The organism is Micromonospora sp. ZG13 (assembly GCF_059359355.1).
On record NZ_JCADBQ010000009.1, the window covers coordinates 168054 to 182362 of the forward strand.

The window sequence follows — 14309 nt, forward strand, 5'->3', positions numbered from 1 at the left end:
CGGTCCAGCCGTCGGTCCAGGCGCGGGTGCCCGGGCGGTCGTCAGATCCAGCCGGCCTCGCGGGCGACCCGCACGGCCTCCACCCTCGTGCGCGCGCCCGCCTTGCGGGCTATCCGGCCGAGGTGGTTGCGTACGGTCCCCGGGGCGAGCCCGAGCGTCCGGGCGACCTCCACGACCGGCGCCCCGGCCGCGGTCAGGTCGAGGATCTCGGTCTCCCGCGAGGTGAGCGGGCTGTCGCGGCTCAGTGCCGCCATCACCAGGTCGGCGTCGACCACCGACTCGCGACGGGCCAGCCGCCGGATGCCGTCCACCACCCGGTGCGGAGAGACGTCGCTGCCGAGGATCCCGACGGTGCGCCCCGGCACGAAGACCCGGTGCAGGCTGCGCGCCCGGCGCCGGTCGGCGAGCACCAGCAGCGGGCACTGCCCCGCCATGCCCGTCTCCCCGATGAGGTCGAGATCCACGACCGCGACGTCGGGACGCCGCGTTCGGACCGCCGGCGGCAGGGCGTCGCCCCGGTCCAGTTCCGCCACCACGCTGATGTCCGCCTCGGCGGCGAGGACGAGCGACAGGGCGCCACGGACCAGGGCACCGTCGAGAGCGAGCAGCGTACGGATCACCATTGACCCTCCGGAGCGTCGTCGGACAGATCACGGACCGTCAGAATCTAAACACGCTTCGGCCGGTTCCGCTCGGTGAGCGGTCCGCCACCGTCCAGGCTGGACGAGGAGGTGAACGGAACCGGCGCCCCACGGTGGACGCGACTACATCCAGCCGTCGCGTCGGGCGCGCCACACCGCCTCCATCCGGTTGCGCGCGCCGGTCTTGCGCATGACCGCCGACAGGTGGTTGCGTACCGTCCCGTGCGCCAGGTAGAGCCGGCGGGCGATCTCCTTGAGCGGCAGGCCCTCCGCGGCGACGCGCAGCACCTCCACCTCGCGACGCGTCAGCGGGCTCGACGCGGGCCGTAGCGCCGTCACGGCGGCGTCCGCGTCGATGACCTTCCCGCCGGCCGCGAGCTCCCGTACGGCGCCGACCAGCGCCTCCAGCGAGGCGTCCTTGCCGACCAGGCCCCGTACGCCGGCGGCCAGCAGGTCCCCGATGAGCTGCTGGCTCCACCGCCGCCCCATGGCGAGCACGGCGGAGTCGGGCATGGCCTCGGTAATGTGGGCGACGACCTGGACCGGGTGCGGGGCGTCCGGCGCCAGGTCCACCAGCACCACGTCCGGCCGATGCCGGCGCACCAGGGCGGGCAGGTCCTCCACCCCGGTCACCTCGGCGGCGACCTCGATGTCCTCCTCGCTCGACAGTGCCGCGCACAGGGCGGTGCGCAGCAGTCCCATCTCCTCGACAACGACGACGCGGATCAACGCGTTAGCTCCGATCTGGGGGTGCGGGGGCGGCGATCGGTCCCGTTGACGGGACCCGGCAGGCCGGCCGGAGGGAACGACTGGATCATGAAGCGCGACAGACGGCGATCGGGCGGTCAGGGGCGTTCGGGCGGCCCGGCGCGCCGGAGTGCGGCCAGCGGGGCCGGACGACCGCGCGGGTGGGCCCGCCGGGACTCAGCCGGGGCGGGCACTCACCCCGGGAAACCGGTCGCCCGGGGCGGGCAGCGGTCCGCCGTCAGTCCTCGTCGAGCGCACGACGCACCAGGCGACGGGCACGCCGCACCGCCGCGGCCGGGAGGTGGTCTCGACCCCGGTCACGGGTGGACGACGAAACGTCGGGCGACGCACTGGACAGCGACCTCCCTCGTCGGACACGTCGACACATCGTAAAGATCTGCTTACCCGATTGCAGCTCGTGGATGCCTCGTGACGGATTGCCGACTGCGGGCTGACGGCTGGCGCGGCATGCGTTAGGGGCGCCACCGTGGCACACCGGGGCGCTCGCTGCCGCTGGTCGACCGGGGCGGCCCGACGGCCGGCCGCCAACGGAACAAGCCCTCCGGCGAGGGAGGGCTTGTTCCGTGCGGCACGAGGACGACCGGCGGTCAGGTCATGTCGTCGTAGCGGCGCTCGATCGGCGCTGGCGCGGCGACCGGCTCCGGGGCGGCGATCGGCGCGCTGGCGTCCACCCGCTGCCCGGCCTCCACCGGGTCGGGGTCGAGCGTCAGCGGCGAGACCTCGTCGTCGTCGATGCCGGCGTAGATCTCCTTGCCGCGTCCCTTGCGCTTGTCGTTGAGGAACGCCACCCCGACCGCCGCGAAGTAGAGCGCGCAGAGACAGAGCGCCAGCGCGGTCATCCCGAACGGGTCGGGGGTCGGCGTGACCACGGCGGAGAACGCGAAGAACACGAACACCGCGATCCGCCACCAACTCAGCAGCCGCTTCGCGCTGGCGATGCCGACGAAGTTCAGCATCAACACCAGCAGCGGGAACTCGAACGCCACCCCGAACAGCAGAATCAGGTTGGTGACGAACGAGACGTAACGGGTGATGTCCAGGGTCGTGTTGATGTCGCTGCCGGAGATGTCCAGCAGGAACTCCAGACCCTTCGCGGTCACGAAGTACGCCAGCACCGCGCCGGCGGCGAACAGCGGCGCCGCCAGCGCGGTGAAGACGTACGCGTAGCGCCGCTCGTGCCGGTGCAGGCCGGGCGCGATGAACGCCCAGAGCTGGTAGAGCCAGACCGGCGCGGCGATGATCAGCCCGACCCAGAGCCCGATCTTCAGGTTGAGCAGGAATAGGTCGGCCGGGCCGAGTTGGACGAAGTCGCAGGCACCGTTGGTCGTCCGCGCCTGCGGCAGATCGCAGTACGGCCGCTTCAGCACGTTCAGCACCGGCCCGGCGAGCCAGATGCCGAAGCCGAAGCCGACGAGGATCGCCAGCGACGCCTTGAACAGCCGGTTGCGCAGCTCGCGGATGTGCTCGATGAGCGTCATCGAGCCGTCGGCGGCCCGCACGAAGCTGCTCGGGCCGCGCTTCTTGAGGGCGAAGGCCACGGTCTCGGGCCCTTCGGTCAGTTGTCGCGGACGCGCTGCACCGGGTCGTTGACCGGGGGTGCGTACGGCTGCTGCTGCGGGGCGACGTGCGGCTGCTGGCCGGCGGGCGGCGGCGCGTACGGCTGGCCCTGGACGGTCTGCGGCGGGAGCGGCTGGTAGCCGGACTGCGCGTCGGCCTTCTCGGCGAGGTCACGGTCGTCGTCGTGCAGGCTCTTGGTCTCGGCCTTGATGATCCGCAGCGACCGGCCCAGCGAACGGGCCGCGTCGGGGAGCCGCTTCGCGCCGAAGAGCAGGATCAGCACGACCACGAGTACGGCGATGTGCCACGGCTTGAGGGCACCCATGGGAAGCTCCAGTCGCTCTGTGTCGTCGTGAGGGGTGTACCGCAGCCCATCGTACGTGCGCCGACGGCCGTTGCCACCCGCCGGGTGGTGGTGGTTCGTCCCGGCCGGTGAAGTCTTGACCAACGCGGGACGTCCCGTCAACCACCTGCCGCCGGATCGTTCCTGCGTGCAACCGGGCCGCTTCGCGCAGGAACCGGGCACCGACCGATCAGCCGCCGCGCTTCGCCTTGATCACGGCCATCCGCCGCTGAGCGGTGTCGAGCTGCTCCTGGAGGGCCTCCGCCCGCGCCTGGAGGGTCTCGGCGGTCGCCCGCAGCGCCTCCGCCTCGCCCGCCCGGCGTTGCAGGGCCACGGCCGCGCGACGCAGTCGGGGCAGCCGCGTCAGCACCGGCCGCAGGGCCAGGACGAACACGACGAGCGCGAACAGCACCACCGCGAGCACGATCCACTTCACCACGGCGGCCAGCCTACTGGGTGCTCACGGTCACCGCCGGGTCGGCCGGCGACACCGCCCGCGCCGTGGCCGCGACATCCGCCGGCCCGCGCGGTGCGGCCGGCGCCGGCGAGGCGTACGCGTCGAGGGCCGCGACCGCCGCGGCCCGGACCTGTTCGGCCAGCTCGACCGGCGCGACCACCGCTACGTCCGAACCCAGACCCAGCACGAAGCGACGGGCCCAGCCCAGGTCGGTGACCCGCAGCGAGACCAGCCAGTGGTCGCCGTCACCGGCCTCGACCCGCTCGCACGGGTAGTACTCGGTGAGCCACCGCTCGCCCCGGCCGATGCGCAGCGTGATCAGCGGCAGGTCGGGCGACGGGCGGAACACGCCTTCGGTGAGGTCGTGCGGGCGGGCCTGCGGTGGCACGACGGCCCGCTCGTCCAGCTCGGTGACCGCGTCGATGCGGTCGGCCCGGAACAGCCGCACCGCCTCCGCCCGGCGGCACCACGCCTCCACGTACGCCCGCCCGCCGACCATGAGCATGCGCAGCGGGTCGACGACCCGCTCGGTGGTCTCGTCCCGCGCGGCCGTGTAGTAGGTGATGCGCAGCGCCCGGCCGCTCTCGACGGCCGACCGCAGCTCCTCCACCCGTCGGGTGTCGGCGGGCAGCCGGACCTCGACCGGCGCCGCCACCAGGTCACCGGCCGCGTGCTCGATCTTCGCGAGCGCCCGCTCGACGGCCTCCCGGTTGGTCACCCCGGGCGTCTCGGCGAGCATCCGCAGCGCCACCACCAACGCGAGGGCCTCGTCGGGGGTGAGCCGCAGCGGCCGGTCGATGCCGGCGTCGTAGGTGATCGTCACCCGGTCGCCGTCGAAGGCCATGTCGATCAGGTCACCCGGGCCGTAGCCGGGCAACCCGCACACCCACAGCAGCTCCAGGTCCTCGCGCAGCTGCCGCTCGGTGACGCCCAGGTCCCCCGCCGCCTCGGCGAGCTCGATGCCGGGCCGGGCCAGCAGGTAGGGCACCAGGTTGAGCAGCCGGGCCAGCCGGTCGGCCGACGCGCGGGAGCCGCCCCGGGCGGCCGGGCGGGTCACCGGACACCCCCGGCGACCGCGAGGTCCTCGTGCCGCGCGGCGATCTCCTTGAGCCGCTGGATCACCGCGTCACGCACCTCGGGGGGATCGAGCACCCGCACATCCGGACCGTAGCCGACGAGCTGCCCGGCGAGGACGTCCGCGTCGGCGTACGGCAGCACCAGCCGGTCGCCGTCGGGCCCGGCGGTGACGCCGACCGCCCAGCGGCGCAGCCCGGCCGCGCGCCCGGCGGCGACCAGCACGGTGGCCCGCCCGGTGCGCTCCGCCGGCCCCGACCAGCGGGCCACGTGGCTGATCAGGTCGACCCCGGCCGGCGGCTCGTAGCCCCCCGGGGCGCCGGTCGCCCGGACCGTGCCGACCACCCGGGACAGCCGGAAGCAGCGCGTCGCCGCGCGGTCGAGGTCGTGCCCGACGACGTACCAGCGACCCCGCCAGCAGACCACGCCCCACGGCTGGAGGCGGCGACGGGTCGGGTCGTCGCGGTCGGGGACCCGGTAGTCGAAGCTGACCTCGCGCCGGTCCCGGGCGGCCGCGGTGAGCGGCGCGAACGCCGGATCCACCGTCACCATCGGCTCCAGGCCCAGCGTGGCCTGCGGATCCACGTCGACGCCGGCGGCACGCAGCTTCGCCAGCCCCGAGGAGGCGGCGGCGGCCAGGCCGGCGTGCTGCCACAGCCGGGCGGCGATGCCGACGGCGGCGGCCTCGTCCGGTTCGAGGGGGATGTCGGGCAGCGCGTACTCCCGGTGGGCGATCCGGTAGCCGGGCTCCGCGTCGAAGACGCTGGCCGTCCCGGTCTCCAGCGGCACGCCCAGCTCACGCAGCTCGGCCTTGTCCCGCTCGAACTTGCGCTGGAAGGCCTCGTGGTCACGCGCGTCGTCCGGATCGTGCTCGTAGCCCGGCACGGTCGCGGCGATCTGCGCGGCGGTCAGGAACCGTCGCGTGGACAGCAGGCAGATAACCAGGTTGACCAGGCGTTCGGTGCGGGTCCGCGACACGCGGTAGACGCTAGCAGCCCACGCGCCGCGCCCGTGCACCCACGCGGGCAGGACGTGGGGCGCGTCGCGACCGGCCGGCCCCGTCGGACGCCGGGCGGCGGACGGCGGACCGGCGACGACCCTACCGTGGCCCGGTGACCGCGCCGGAGCCCAGGACGGAGCGCGTCGGGACCGTCGTGGTGGCGGGCGCCGCCGGCCCCGGCGACGAGCGGAAGCCGGACGGCTCCGGCGGCTGACCCGCCCCGGGCGCGCCCGCCACGGACGGCGACGCTAGCGTGCCGGGCATGGTGCGATGGCGGTCGGGAACGGTGACGGCGCTGCGGCGGCAGTGGACCGGGGCGGTGGAACTGGACGTCGACCTGCCCGACGGCGCCACCGTACGGGCCCTGGCCTATCCCGCGCTCGTCGGCCGGCCCGAGCCCGGCGACCGGGTCCTGCTCAACGCCGGCGCGCTGCTGATGGGCCTCGGCACCGGCGGGTACGCCCTGGTCGTCGCGCTGCCCGACCGGCTGCCGCCGGACCCGCCGCAGGCCCTCGACAGTCGCGACGCCGGCCACCTGGTCAAGGCCCGCTACACCCCGTTGCAGCCGATCCTGCTCGGCGTCGACGAGGAGGCCTCGCCGCACCGGGAGGTCATGGCCGCCGCCGACGACCTGGCCGGCCTGCCCGTCGTCACCGCCGACCTGCACTCCGCGCTGCCGGCGATCCTGGCCGGCATCCACGCCGACGCCCCCGCCGCCCGGGTGGCGTACCTGCTGACCGACGGCGGCGCCCTGCCGGCCTGGTTCTCCCGCACCCTCGCCGGGCTGCGCGGGCACCTCGTCGGTACGGTCACCGTCGGCCAGTCCTTCGGCGGGGACCTGGAGGCGGGCACCGTGCACAGCGGGTTGCTGGCCGCCCGGCACGTCCTGGGCGCCGACGTGGCGATCGTCGCCCAGGGGCCGGGCAACCTGGGCACCGGCACCCGGTGGGGCTTCTCGGGCGTGGCCGTCGGCGAGGCCGTCAACGCCGTCGCCACGCTGGGCGGGCGCCCGGTCGGCTCGCTGCGGATCTCCGACGCCGACCCCCGGCCCCGCCACCGGGGCGTGTCGCACCACAGCCTCACCGCGTACGGCCGGGTGGCCCTCGCCCCCGCCGAGCTGGTGGTGCCCGACGGCCTTGCCCCGGCGCTGGCCGGCGAGGTGGACGCGGCGCTGGCGCCGCTCGCGGCGCGGCACACCCTCGTCCGGGTGCCGACCGACGGGCTCGACGCCGCGCTGCGGGCCACGCCCGTTGCGCTGTCCACCATGGGCCGGGGCCTCGACGCCGACCACGCCTACTTCCTGGCCGCCGCCGCGGCCGGCCGGCACGCCGCGCGCCTGCTGACCTGAGCTGCCACTCGGAGGCGGTCAGCTCGTGCCGTAGCCGTAGCGCACGATGTGCTCGGCGGTCTGCTCGTACACCCCAGGGTCCTCCGGGGCCAGCGTGCCCAGCCCGTCGACGTACCGGTTGAACATGCAGAACGCCGCCGCGATCAGGACCGTGTCGTGGATCTCCAGATCCGTCGCGCCGGCGACCCGGGCGGCCTTGACCAGCTCCGCCGTCACGTCACGGCCGCTGCGCTGCACCGCGCCGGCGATCTCCAGCAGCGCCCGCAGCTTGTCGCTGACCTCGGCGGTCGCCGGATCGGCGCGCACCTGGTCGACCAGCCGCATGCCCGAGGGGAGCTGCGCCGCCGCGAACGCCGAGTGCGACGCGCAGCAGAACCGGCACTCGTTGAGCCCCGACACGTACGCCGCGATCAGCTCCCGCTCACCGGGCGTCAGCGTCGGGTGCGGGGCGCGCAGCAGCGTCTCCGCGAGCTCGTTGAGCGGCTTGGCCGTCTCGGGGCGGAACCGCATCGGACCGTTGATGCCCGGATGCGCCCGCTCGTCGAGACCGAGGTCGATGTGTGCCATACCGCCACCCTCCCTGCCGCGACCACGCGGCGTGCGCGGCCGGTCACCGGAAACGCCGAACGGCACCACGGTTCCAGTTCCATCGGGGGCGCACAACTTCGAGATTGCGGCGTCGCCGCGCCGGTACGACCACGGGCCCGCAGCCGTGCCCGGTCGGCTACCGCCGAGCGTCGGCGTCGCCACGCCGGCAGCGGCTCAGACCAGGAAGATCAGAGCCAGCCAGGCCCCCACGATCAGCACCAGCACGAGGGCCAGCACCCAGGTGGGCACCGTGTACTCGCCGCGCCGGTTGCGCTCGATCTCGGCGCGGATCTTCTCGCGGCGGCGCTCGGCCCAGTTCTGCCGCTGGCGGCCGCTCTCGGGGGGTTCGGAAGTCGTCATCGCGCGGTCAGCCTACCGGCCCCGCCGGCCCGGACGGCGCTCAGCACCACCCCGGGCCGGCGTCGGCGTCACATGCTGGCGATCAGCCGCTCCACCCGCTCGTCGTACGCCCGGAACGGGTCCTTGCAGAGCACCGTGCGCTGCGCCTGGTCGTTGAGCTTCAGGTGCACCCAGTCGACGGTGAAGTCGCGCCGCTTCTCCTGGGCGTGCCGGATGAACTCCCCGCGCAGGCGGGCCCGCGTCGTCTGCGGCGGCGTCTCCTTGGCCTCGAAGATCTCCGGGTCCGTCGCCACCCGGTCCACCTCCCCGCGCCGCTCCAGCAGCCCGTAGAGGCCCCGGCCGCGACGCAGGTCGTGGTAGGCGAGGTCCATCTGCGCCACCCGGGGGTGCGACAGCGGCAGGTCGTGCTTGCGCTGGTAGCGCTCGATGAGCCGCAGCTTCGTCACCCAGTCGATCTCCCGCGACACCGGCTCCAGGTCGCCGGTCTCCACCGCGCGCAGCACCCGGCCCCACAGCTCCACCACCCGCTTGGCGGTCTGGTCGCCGCCACGCCGCTCCACGAACTCGGTCGCCTTGGCCAGGTATTCCTGCTGGATCTCCAGCGCGCTGACCTCCTTGCCGGAGGAGAGCCGCACCTTGCGCCGGCCCGTGATGTCGTGCGAGACCTCGCGGATCGCCCGGATCGGGTTCTCCAGCGTCAGGTCACGCATCACCACCCCCGCCTCGATCATCCGCAGCACGATGTCGGCGGTGCCGACCTTGAGCAGCGTGGTGACCTCGTTCATGTTGGAGTCGCCGACGATGACGTGCAGCCGGCGGTAGCGCTCCGCGTCGGCGTGCGGCTCGTCGCGGGTGTTGATGATCGGCCGACTGCGGGTCGTCGCCGACGAGACGCCCTCCCAGATGTGCTCGGCCCGCTGCGACAGGCAGTAGACCGCCCCGCGCGGCGTCTGCAACACCTTGCCCGCGCCGCAGATCAGCTGCCGGGTGACCAGGAACGGGATCAGGACGTCGGCCAGCCGGCCGAACTCCCCGTGCCGCGACACCAGGTAGTTCTCGTGGCAGCCGTACGAGTTGCCGGCCGAGTCGGTGTTGTTCTTGAACAGGTAGATCTCGCCCGCGATGCCCTCGTCGTGCAGCCGCTTCTCCGCGTCGACGAGCAGGCCCTCCAGGATCCGTTCGCCGGCCCGGTCGTGCGCGACCAGGTCCACCACCGAGTCGCACTCGGGGGTGGCGTACTCCGGGTGCGAGCCGACGTCCAGGTAGAGCCGGGCGCCGTTGCGCAGGAAGACGTTGCTGGACCGGCCCCAGGACACCACGCGGCGGAAGAGGTACCGGGCGACTTCGTCGGGGGACAGCCGCCGCTGCCCACGGTAGGTGCAGGTGACGCCGTACTCGGTCTCGAGGCCGAAGATTCGCCGCTCCATGATGAGACATTAGCCGCCCGAGGCCCCAGATGGGCAGCGCACACCGCGCCCGTCTCACACCGGGCGCCCGCGGGCCGCCCCGGGGAGCCCGCCGCGCGACGACCGTCGGGCTCGCTCCCGGTTCCCGTACGCCCCGGCGTCCCAGGTGGACGCTGACCGCCGAAGGTCCCCGGGGCGGCCGGGCGGGGAGGCCCCGTACACCGGCCTCCGCAGGCCCGCTTGGAGACCCGGCGCTGGCAGTCGCCGGCCCGGACGGGCGCAGACCCGCACCAGGGCGGCGCGGACGGCGGGCGGACCATGCGAGGCCCGCAGGGCCGACTCGTCGTCGACCCGTAAGTGGAGCGCGGGCGAGACGGAAAGCGGTTCAGGCGGCGGGCGCGGATCCGGGCGAGCGGTCGTTCGGGCGTGTCGACGCCCCGACCGCCCGCCCGGCACGTGCTGCCACTACGCCTCGGGGGCCTCGGGGGCCTCGGGGGCCTCCTGGCCCTCCAGGTCCGCCGAGCCGGCCGACGTGGTGGGCTTCTTCGCCTCCTGGCTCGGCGAGGTCGGCGTATCCGGACGGGCCGACACCGGCTCCTCGGCCTTGTCGCCGTCGAGCAGCGCGGTCAGCGCGGCCCCGGTGATGCGGCGGAACGTCCGCCCCACCCGGCGCCGGTCCAGGACTGCCACCTCCAGCTGGTTGGCGGCGATGGTGCGGGCGGCGCCGCCCTCTCCCCCGACGCTGCTCAGCGCCTGCATCGCGACCTTGACCGCCTCACCCAGCGACATGTCCGGACGGTGGTGCGACTTCAGTACGCCGGTGATCGCCTCGGCCTGCCCACCCATGGCCATCCGGCCCGGCTCGTCGTTGACGGAGCCGTCGTAGGTGAGCCGGTAGAGCTCGTCGTCCTCGGCGGTGGTGCCGACCTCGGCCACGCAGATCTCCACCTCGAACGGCTTCGACTGCTCGGTGAAGATGGCACCCAGGGTCTGCGCGAACGCGTTCGCCAGGGCCCGGCCGGTGACGTCACGCCGGTCGTAGCTCAGGCCGTTCAGGTCGGCCATCCGCACCCCGGCACGGCGCAGGTTCTCGAACTCGTTGTAGCGGCCGACGGCGGCGAAGCCGATCCGGTCGTAGATCTCACTGACCTTGTGCAGGGCGCTGGAGAGGTTCTCGGCGACGAAGAGCACCCCGCCCTCGTAGCTCAGGACCACCGCGCTGCGGCCCCGGGCGATGCCCTTGCGGGCCAGCTCGGAGCGGTCGCGCATGATCTGCTCGGGCGAGGCGTAGAACTGCATGGCCACGGCGGCGGTTCTCCTTAGGGCGCTGTGCTGACGGCTGCTGACTGGTGCGGGCGGGAGCGGATCAACCGCCCGGGTTCTCCATCCGGCCGGAGACCACGCTCTCGGCGATCGCCGACATCTCCTCGTCGGTGAGCCGGTGGGTGCCCTCCGCCGTCGCCGTCATGACCACCGGGTAGATCCGCCGGATCAGGTCCGGGCCGCCCGTCGCGGTGTCGTCGTCGGCCGCGTCGTAGAGCGCCTCGACCGCGAGCCGGACCGCCTCGTCGATGGAGAGCCCCGGCTGGAAGCGCTTCTTCAGCGCCGACCGGGCGAAGAGCGAGCCGGAGCCGATCGCGTCGTAGCCGGTCTCCTCGTAGGGGCCGCCGGTGACGTCGAAGCTGAAGATGCGGCCGGCCCGCGCCGGGTCCTTCGCGGCCAGGTCGTAGCCGGCGAAGAGCGGGATCACCGCGAGACCCTGCATCGCGGCGCCCAGGTTGCCGCGGATCATCGAGGCGAGCCGGTTCGCCTTGCCGTCGAGCGAGAGCATCGCGCCCTCGATCTTCTCGTAGTGCTCCAGCTCCACCTGGAACAGTCGCATCAGCTCGATGCCGATCCCCGCCGTGCCGGCGATGCCGACCAGGGAGTACGCGTCGGCCGGGTGCACCTTCTCGATGTCGCGCTGGGCGATCAGGTTGCCCATGGTGGCCCGCCGGTCGCCGGCCATCACGACGCCGCCGGCGGCCGAGATGGCCACGATGGTCGTCGCGTGCGGCGCCATGTCGGCGGCCATACCCGGCGGCAGTGGCCGGCGGCCGGGCAGCATCTCGGGGGCCACCTTGCTCAGGAACGAGGTGAAGGAGGACGTCCCCGCGTTGGTGAACACATCTGGTAGACGCCCGGATGGATCAAAACCCGCTGCCACGTGGTTCCTCTCAGATATGTGATCGCCTCCGCCAGCCGCGACTGATCGTCACGGAACTGGCCGAGACCACCGTTGCAGTTGAAGCACAATATCCCGCGCACCCACCCGGTGCGATGATCGTGGTCCAGATGTTGGGGGTCCGGCGTGCCACAGATCGCGCAGACCCCACCCTGCTCGGCCAGGAGGTCCTGGAACTCTTTCTCGCCGATGCCGTAGCGTCGCCGCAGGTGGTATTCGCGACTGCCGCCGTGGAGCCGCGTCCGCGACTCCCTGCCCTTCTCGTTGTGGCAGGGCTTGCAGTATCGGCCGTGGCCGCCCCGCCCGGATCGGTTACGGGGAAAGTCCGCCAGCACCTTGACCGCATCGCACGCCGGACACCGGCGGTACCCCTCCGGCACCGCCGGTAGCCGGCGCACCTCACGCCCATCCCGTTCTCGGACGCGCTTCGCGTAGCTGGCCTTCGAACGCACATTGAAGCACGGTTTGCAGTAGCTGCCTCGACCGTCTGGTCTCCTGCTGTTGGCGCAGAAGTCCGCCAAGGGCTTCCACACGCCGCAGTCTCGGCAGAGACGCTCACCGTTTCGGTCATCCCACTGTCTAGACATGCCCGAAATGCCGGATAGAACCTATTCACCCCCTTTCTGTACATAGCCCCTGACGAATTCCTCGGCGTTCTCCTCGAGGACGGAGTCGATCTCGTCGAGCAGGTCGTCCACGTCCTCGGTGATCTCGGCGTGCCGCTCCGCCACCTCCGGGTTCGCCTCGGTGGTGACGTCCTCGGTCTCCTCGCCCTGACGCGACTTGCCCGACTGCGACTGCCCGCCGCTGTCACGAGTGGCCATTGCTGCCTCCTCCACGATCGCCCTGCGATCAACTTACCTCGCGCAGGCGACGAAAAGCCCGCCGCGCGCCGGCTTCGGCACACGGCGGGCAATCGACGACGACGCCTCAGCCGCCGGTGAGGGTCTCCAACAGGTCCTTCGCGCTGGGGCAGCGGTCGAAGAGCGCGCCCACGTGCTTGCGGGTGCCGCGCTCCGGCTCCATCATCGGCACCCGCACGAGCGACTCCCGGCCGACGTCGAAGATCACCGAGTCCCAACTCGCCGCGACGACCTCCGAGGCGTACTGGGCCAGGCAACGGCCGCGGAAGTAGGCCCGGGTGTCCTCCGGCGGCTCGGTCATCGCCGTACGCGTCTGCTCGTCGTCGAGCAGCGTCTTCATCGCGCCCCGGGAGACCAGCCGGTGGTAGAGGCCCTTCTCCGGGCGGACGTCGGAGTACTGGAGGTCGACCAGCTGGAGCTTGTGCGAGCCCCAGCCGAGCTGCTCGCGCTCCCGGTAGCCCTCCAGCAGCCGCAGCTTGGCCACCCAGTCCAGCTCGTCGGCGCAGAGCATCACGTCGCGGCCCAGCCTGTCCAGCACGCGCTCCCAGCGGGCGAGCACGTCGAGGGTCTGCTCGTCGGCGTCGGTGCCGTAGCGGTCGTCCACGAAGGACCGGACCCGCTCGTAGTAGGCCCACTGCACGTCCAGGGCGGTGAGCCGCCGCCCGTCGCGCAGCCGCATCCGGTGCGTCAGGGACGGGTCGTGGCTGACGGCGCGCAACTCGCTGACCGGGTCGGCGATGCCGAGGTCGGGCCCGAGCGCCTTCTCCTCGATCATCGTGAGGATCAGCGCCGTGGTGCCGACCTTGAGGTACGTGGAGATCTCCGACAGGTTCGCGTCGCCGATGATGACGTGCAGCCGGCGGTACTTGTCGGCGTCGGCGTGCGGCTCGTCTCGGGTGTTGATGATCGGCCGCTTGAGGGTGGTCTCCAGGCCGACCTCGACCTCGAAGAAGTCCGCACGCTGGGAGATCTGGAAGCCGCTCTGGCCGCCGTCCTGGCCGATGCCGACCCGCCCGGCGCCGCAGACGATCTGCCGGGTCACGAAGAACGGCGTCAGGTACGCGACGATGTCGGCGAACGGCGTCTGCCGGCGCATCAGGTAGTTCTCGTGCGAGCCGTAGCTGGCGCCCTTGTTGTCGGTGTTGTTCTTGTAGAGGTGGATCGGCTGGGTGCCGGGGATGGTGGCGGCGCGGCGGGCCGCCTCGGCCATGACCCGCTCCCCCGCCTTGTCCCAGCGCACCACGTCCAGCGGGTTGGTCACCTCGGGCGTGGAGTATTCCGGGTGGGCGTGGTCGACGTAGAGCCGCGCCCCGTTGGTGAGTATCACGTTGGCCAGCCCGAGGTCCTCGTCGGCGAGTGCCTCGGCCGGGTCGTAGGCGGCGCCCGAGTAGGTGAAGCCGCGCGCGTCCCGCAGCGGCGACTCCTCCTCGTAGTCCCAGCGGGCGCGGCCGCCCCGGTTGAGTTCCGGGCGCGCCCCGTAGGCATTGACCACCTGCGAGGAGGTGACCATGGGGTTGGCCCCGGCCTGGCCGGGAACGGAGATGCCGTACTCGACCTCGGTGCCCATGATCCGTCTTACGCTCATCGACCTACCCGCTTCGCTCGCCCGACCCGGTCCCCCGTCACGTCGAGCGTAGTCGGCCGCGCGGCGGAAGGGGGCGCGGCGGACCGGGGCGACGG

General features: G+C 73.0%; 16 protein-coding genes. 1 reads left to right on the forward strand and 15 read right to left on the reverse strand.

What is annotated here, in order from left to right; translation table 11 throughout:
• Nucleotides 1-41: 41 nt before the first annotated feature.
• From AC5L34_RS19910 to AC5L34_RS19940, 7 genes are all read right to left on the reverse strand, one after another.
• Nucleotides 42-623: a response regulator transcription factor gene (locus AC5L34_RS19910; protein WP_441177660.1), complete on the reverse strand. Its 582-nt coding sequence runs from the start codon at nt 621-623 to the stop codon at nt 42-44.
• Nucleotides 624-764: 141 nt separating this feature from the next.
• Complete coding sequence (locus AC5L34_RS19915) at nt 765-1370, reverse strand: response regulator transcription factor (RefSeq protein WP_494826354.1); 606 nt, start codon at nt 1368-1370, stop codon at nt 765-767.
• 626 nt (nt 1371-1996) lie between these two features.
• Nucleotides 1997-2947, reverse strand: a complete 951-nt coding sequence (gene tatC / locus AC5L34_RS19920) for a twin-arginine translocase subunit TatC (protein ID WP_494826356.1) — start codon at nt 2945-2947, stop codon at nt 1997-1999.
• A gap of 17 nt (nt 2948-2964) precedes the next feature.
• Nucleotides 2965-3291 (reverse strand): Sec-independent protein translocase subunit TatA, encoded by a 327-nt coding sequence (gene tatA, locus AC5L34_RS19925; RefSeq protein WP_121398247.1) that lies wholly within the window; start codon nt 3289-3291, stop codon nt 2965-2967.
• Between the two features lie 208 nt (nt 3292-3499).
• Nucleotides 3500-3748, reverse strand: coding sequence for a hypothetical protein (locus AC5L34_RS19930; protein WP_089000431.1), 249 nt, complete (start codon nt 3746-3748; stop codon nt 3500-3502).
• Nucleotides 3749-3758: 10 nt separating this feature from the next.
• Nucleotides 3759-4823 carry a helix-turn-helix transcriptional regulator gene (locus tag AC5L34_RS19935; protein ID WP_494826358.1) on the reverse strand — a complete coding sequence of 355 codons (1065 nt, stop codon included), beginning with the start codon at nt 4821-4823 and terminating at the stop codon, nt 3759-3761.
• Entirely contained in the window at nt 4820-5818 is a 999-nt protein-coding gene (locus AC5L34_RS19940) for a helix-turn-helix transcriptional regulator (RefSeq protein WP_101409810.1), read from the reverse strand. The genes AC5L34_RS19935 and AC5L34_RS19940 overlap by 4 nt, the downstream gene beginning before the upstream one ends.
• A 284-nt stretch (nt 5819-6102) precedes the next feature.
• Here AC5L34_RS19940 and AC5L34_RS19945 point away from each other — a divergent pair, with 284 nt between their 5' ends.
• Complete coding sequence (locus AC5L34_RS19945) at nt 6103-7188, forward strand: DUF3866 family protein (RefSeq protein WP_441177655.1); 1086 nt, start codon at nt 6103-6105, stop codon at nt 7186-7188.
• Nucleotides 7189-7206: 18 nt separating this feature from the next.
• On the opposite strand, the gene AC5L34_RS19950 is transcribed toward AC5L34_RS19945, so the two are convergent.
• The 8 genes from AC5L34_RS19950 to dop all read right to left on the reverse strand — a co-directional run bounded on the left by AC5L34_RS19950 (nt 7207) and on the right by dop (nt 14214).
• On the reverse strand, nt 7207-7755 hold the full coding sequence (locus AC5L34_RS19950) for a carboxymuconolactone decarboxylase family protein (protein WP_494826360.1): 549 nt from the start codon (nt 7753-7755) through the stop codon (nt 7207-7209).
• Nucleotides 7756-7950: 195 nt separating this feature from the next.
• Nucleotides 7951-8136, reverse strand: coding sequence for a hypothetical protein (locus AC5L34_RS19955; protein WP_494826361.1), 186 nt, complete (start codon nt 8134-8136; stop codon nt 7951-7953).
• Between the two features lie 68 nt (nt 8137-8204).
• Entirely contained in the window at nt 8205-9563 is a 1359-nt protein-coding gene (gene pafA, locus AC5L34_RS19960; RefSeq protein ID WP_357881540.1) for a Pup--protein ligase, read from the reverse strand.
• Between the two features lie 444 nt (nt 9564-10007).
• On the reverse strand, nt 10008-10847 hold the full coding sequence (prcA, locus tag AC5L34_RS19965) for a proteasome subunit alpha (protein ID WP_494826364.1): 840 nt from the start codon (nt 10845-10847) through the stop codon (nt 10008-10010).
• A gap of 61 nt (nt 10848-10908) precedes the next feature.
• The gene (prcB, locus tag AC5L34_RS19970) at nt 10909-11748 is read right to left on the reverse strand and encodes a proteasome subunit beta (protein WP_192581475.1); all 840 of its coding nucleotides are present in this window, start codon (nt 11746-11748) and stop codon (nt 10909-10911) included.
• Entirely contained in the window at nt 11667-12353 is a 687-nt protein-coding gene (locus AC5L34_RS19975) for an endonuclease VII domain-containing protein (RefSeq protein WP_441177652.1), read from the reverse strand. Before AC5L34_RS19975 ends, prcB begins: the two co-directional genes overlap by 82 nt.
• Before the next feature lie 21 nt (nt 12354-12374).
• Nucleotides 12375-12590 carry a ubiquitin-like protein Pup gene (locus AC5L34_RS19980; protein WP_363899676.1) on the reverse strand — a complete coding sequence of 72 codons (216 nt, stop codon included), beginning with the start codon at nt 12588-12590 and terminating at the stop codon, nt 12375-12377.
• Between the two features lie 106 nt (nt 12591-12696).
• On the reverse strand, nt 12697-14214 hold the full coding sequence (gene dop, locus AC5L34_RS19985) for a depupylase/deamidase Dop (RefSeq protein WP_121398237.1): 1518 nt from the start codon (nt 14212-14214) through the stop codon (nt 12697-12699).
• Nucleotides 14215-14309 lie beyond the last annotated feature (95 nt).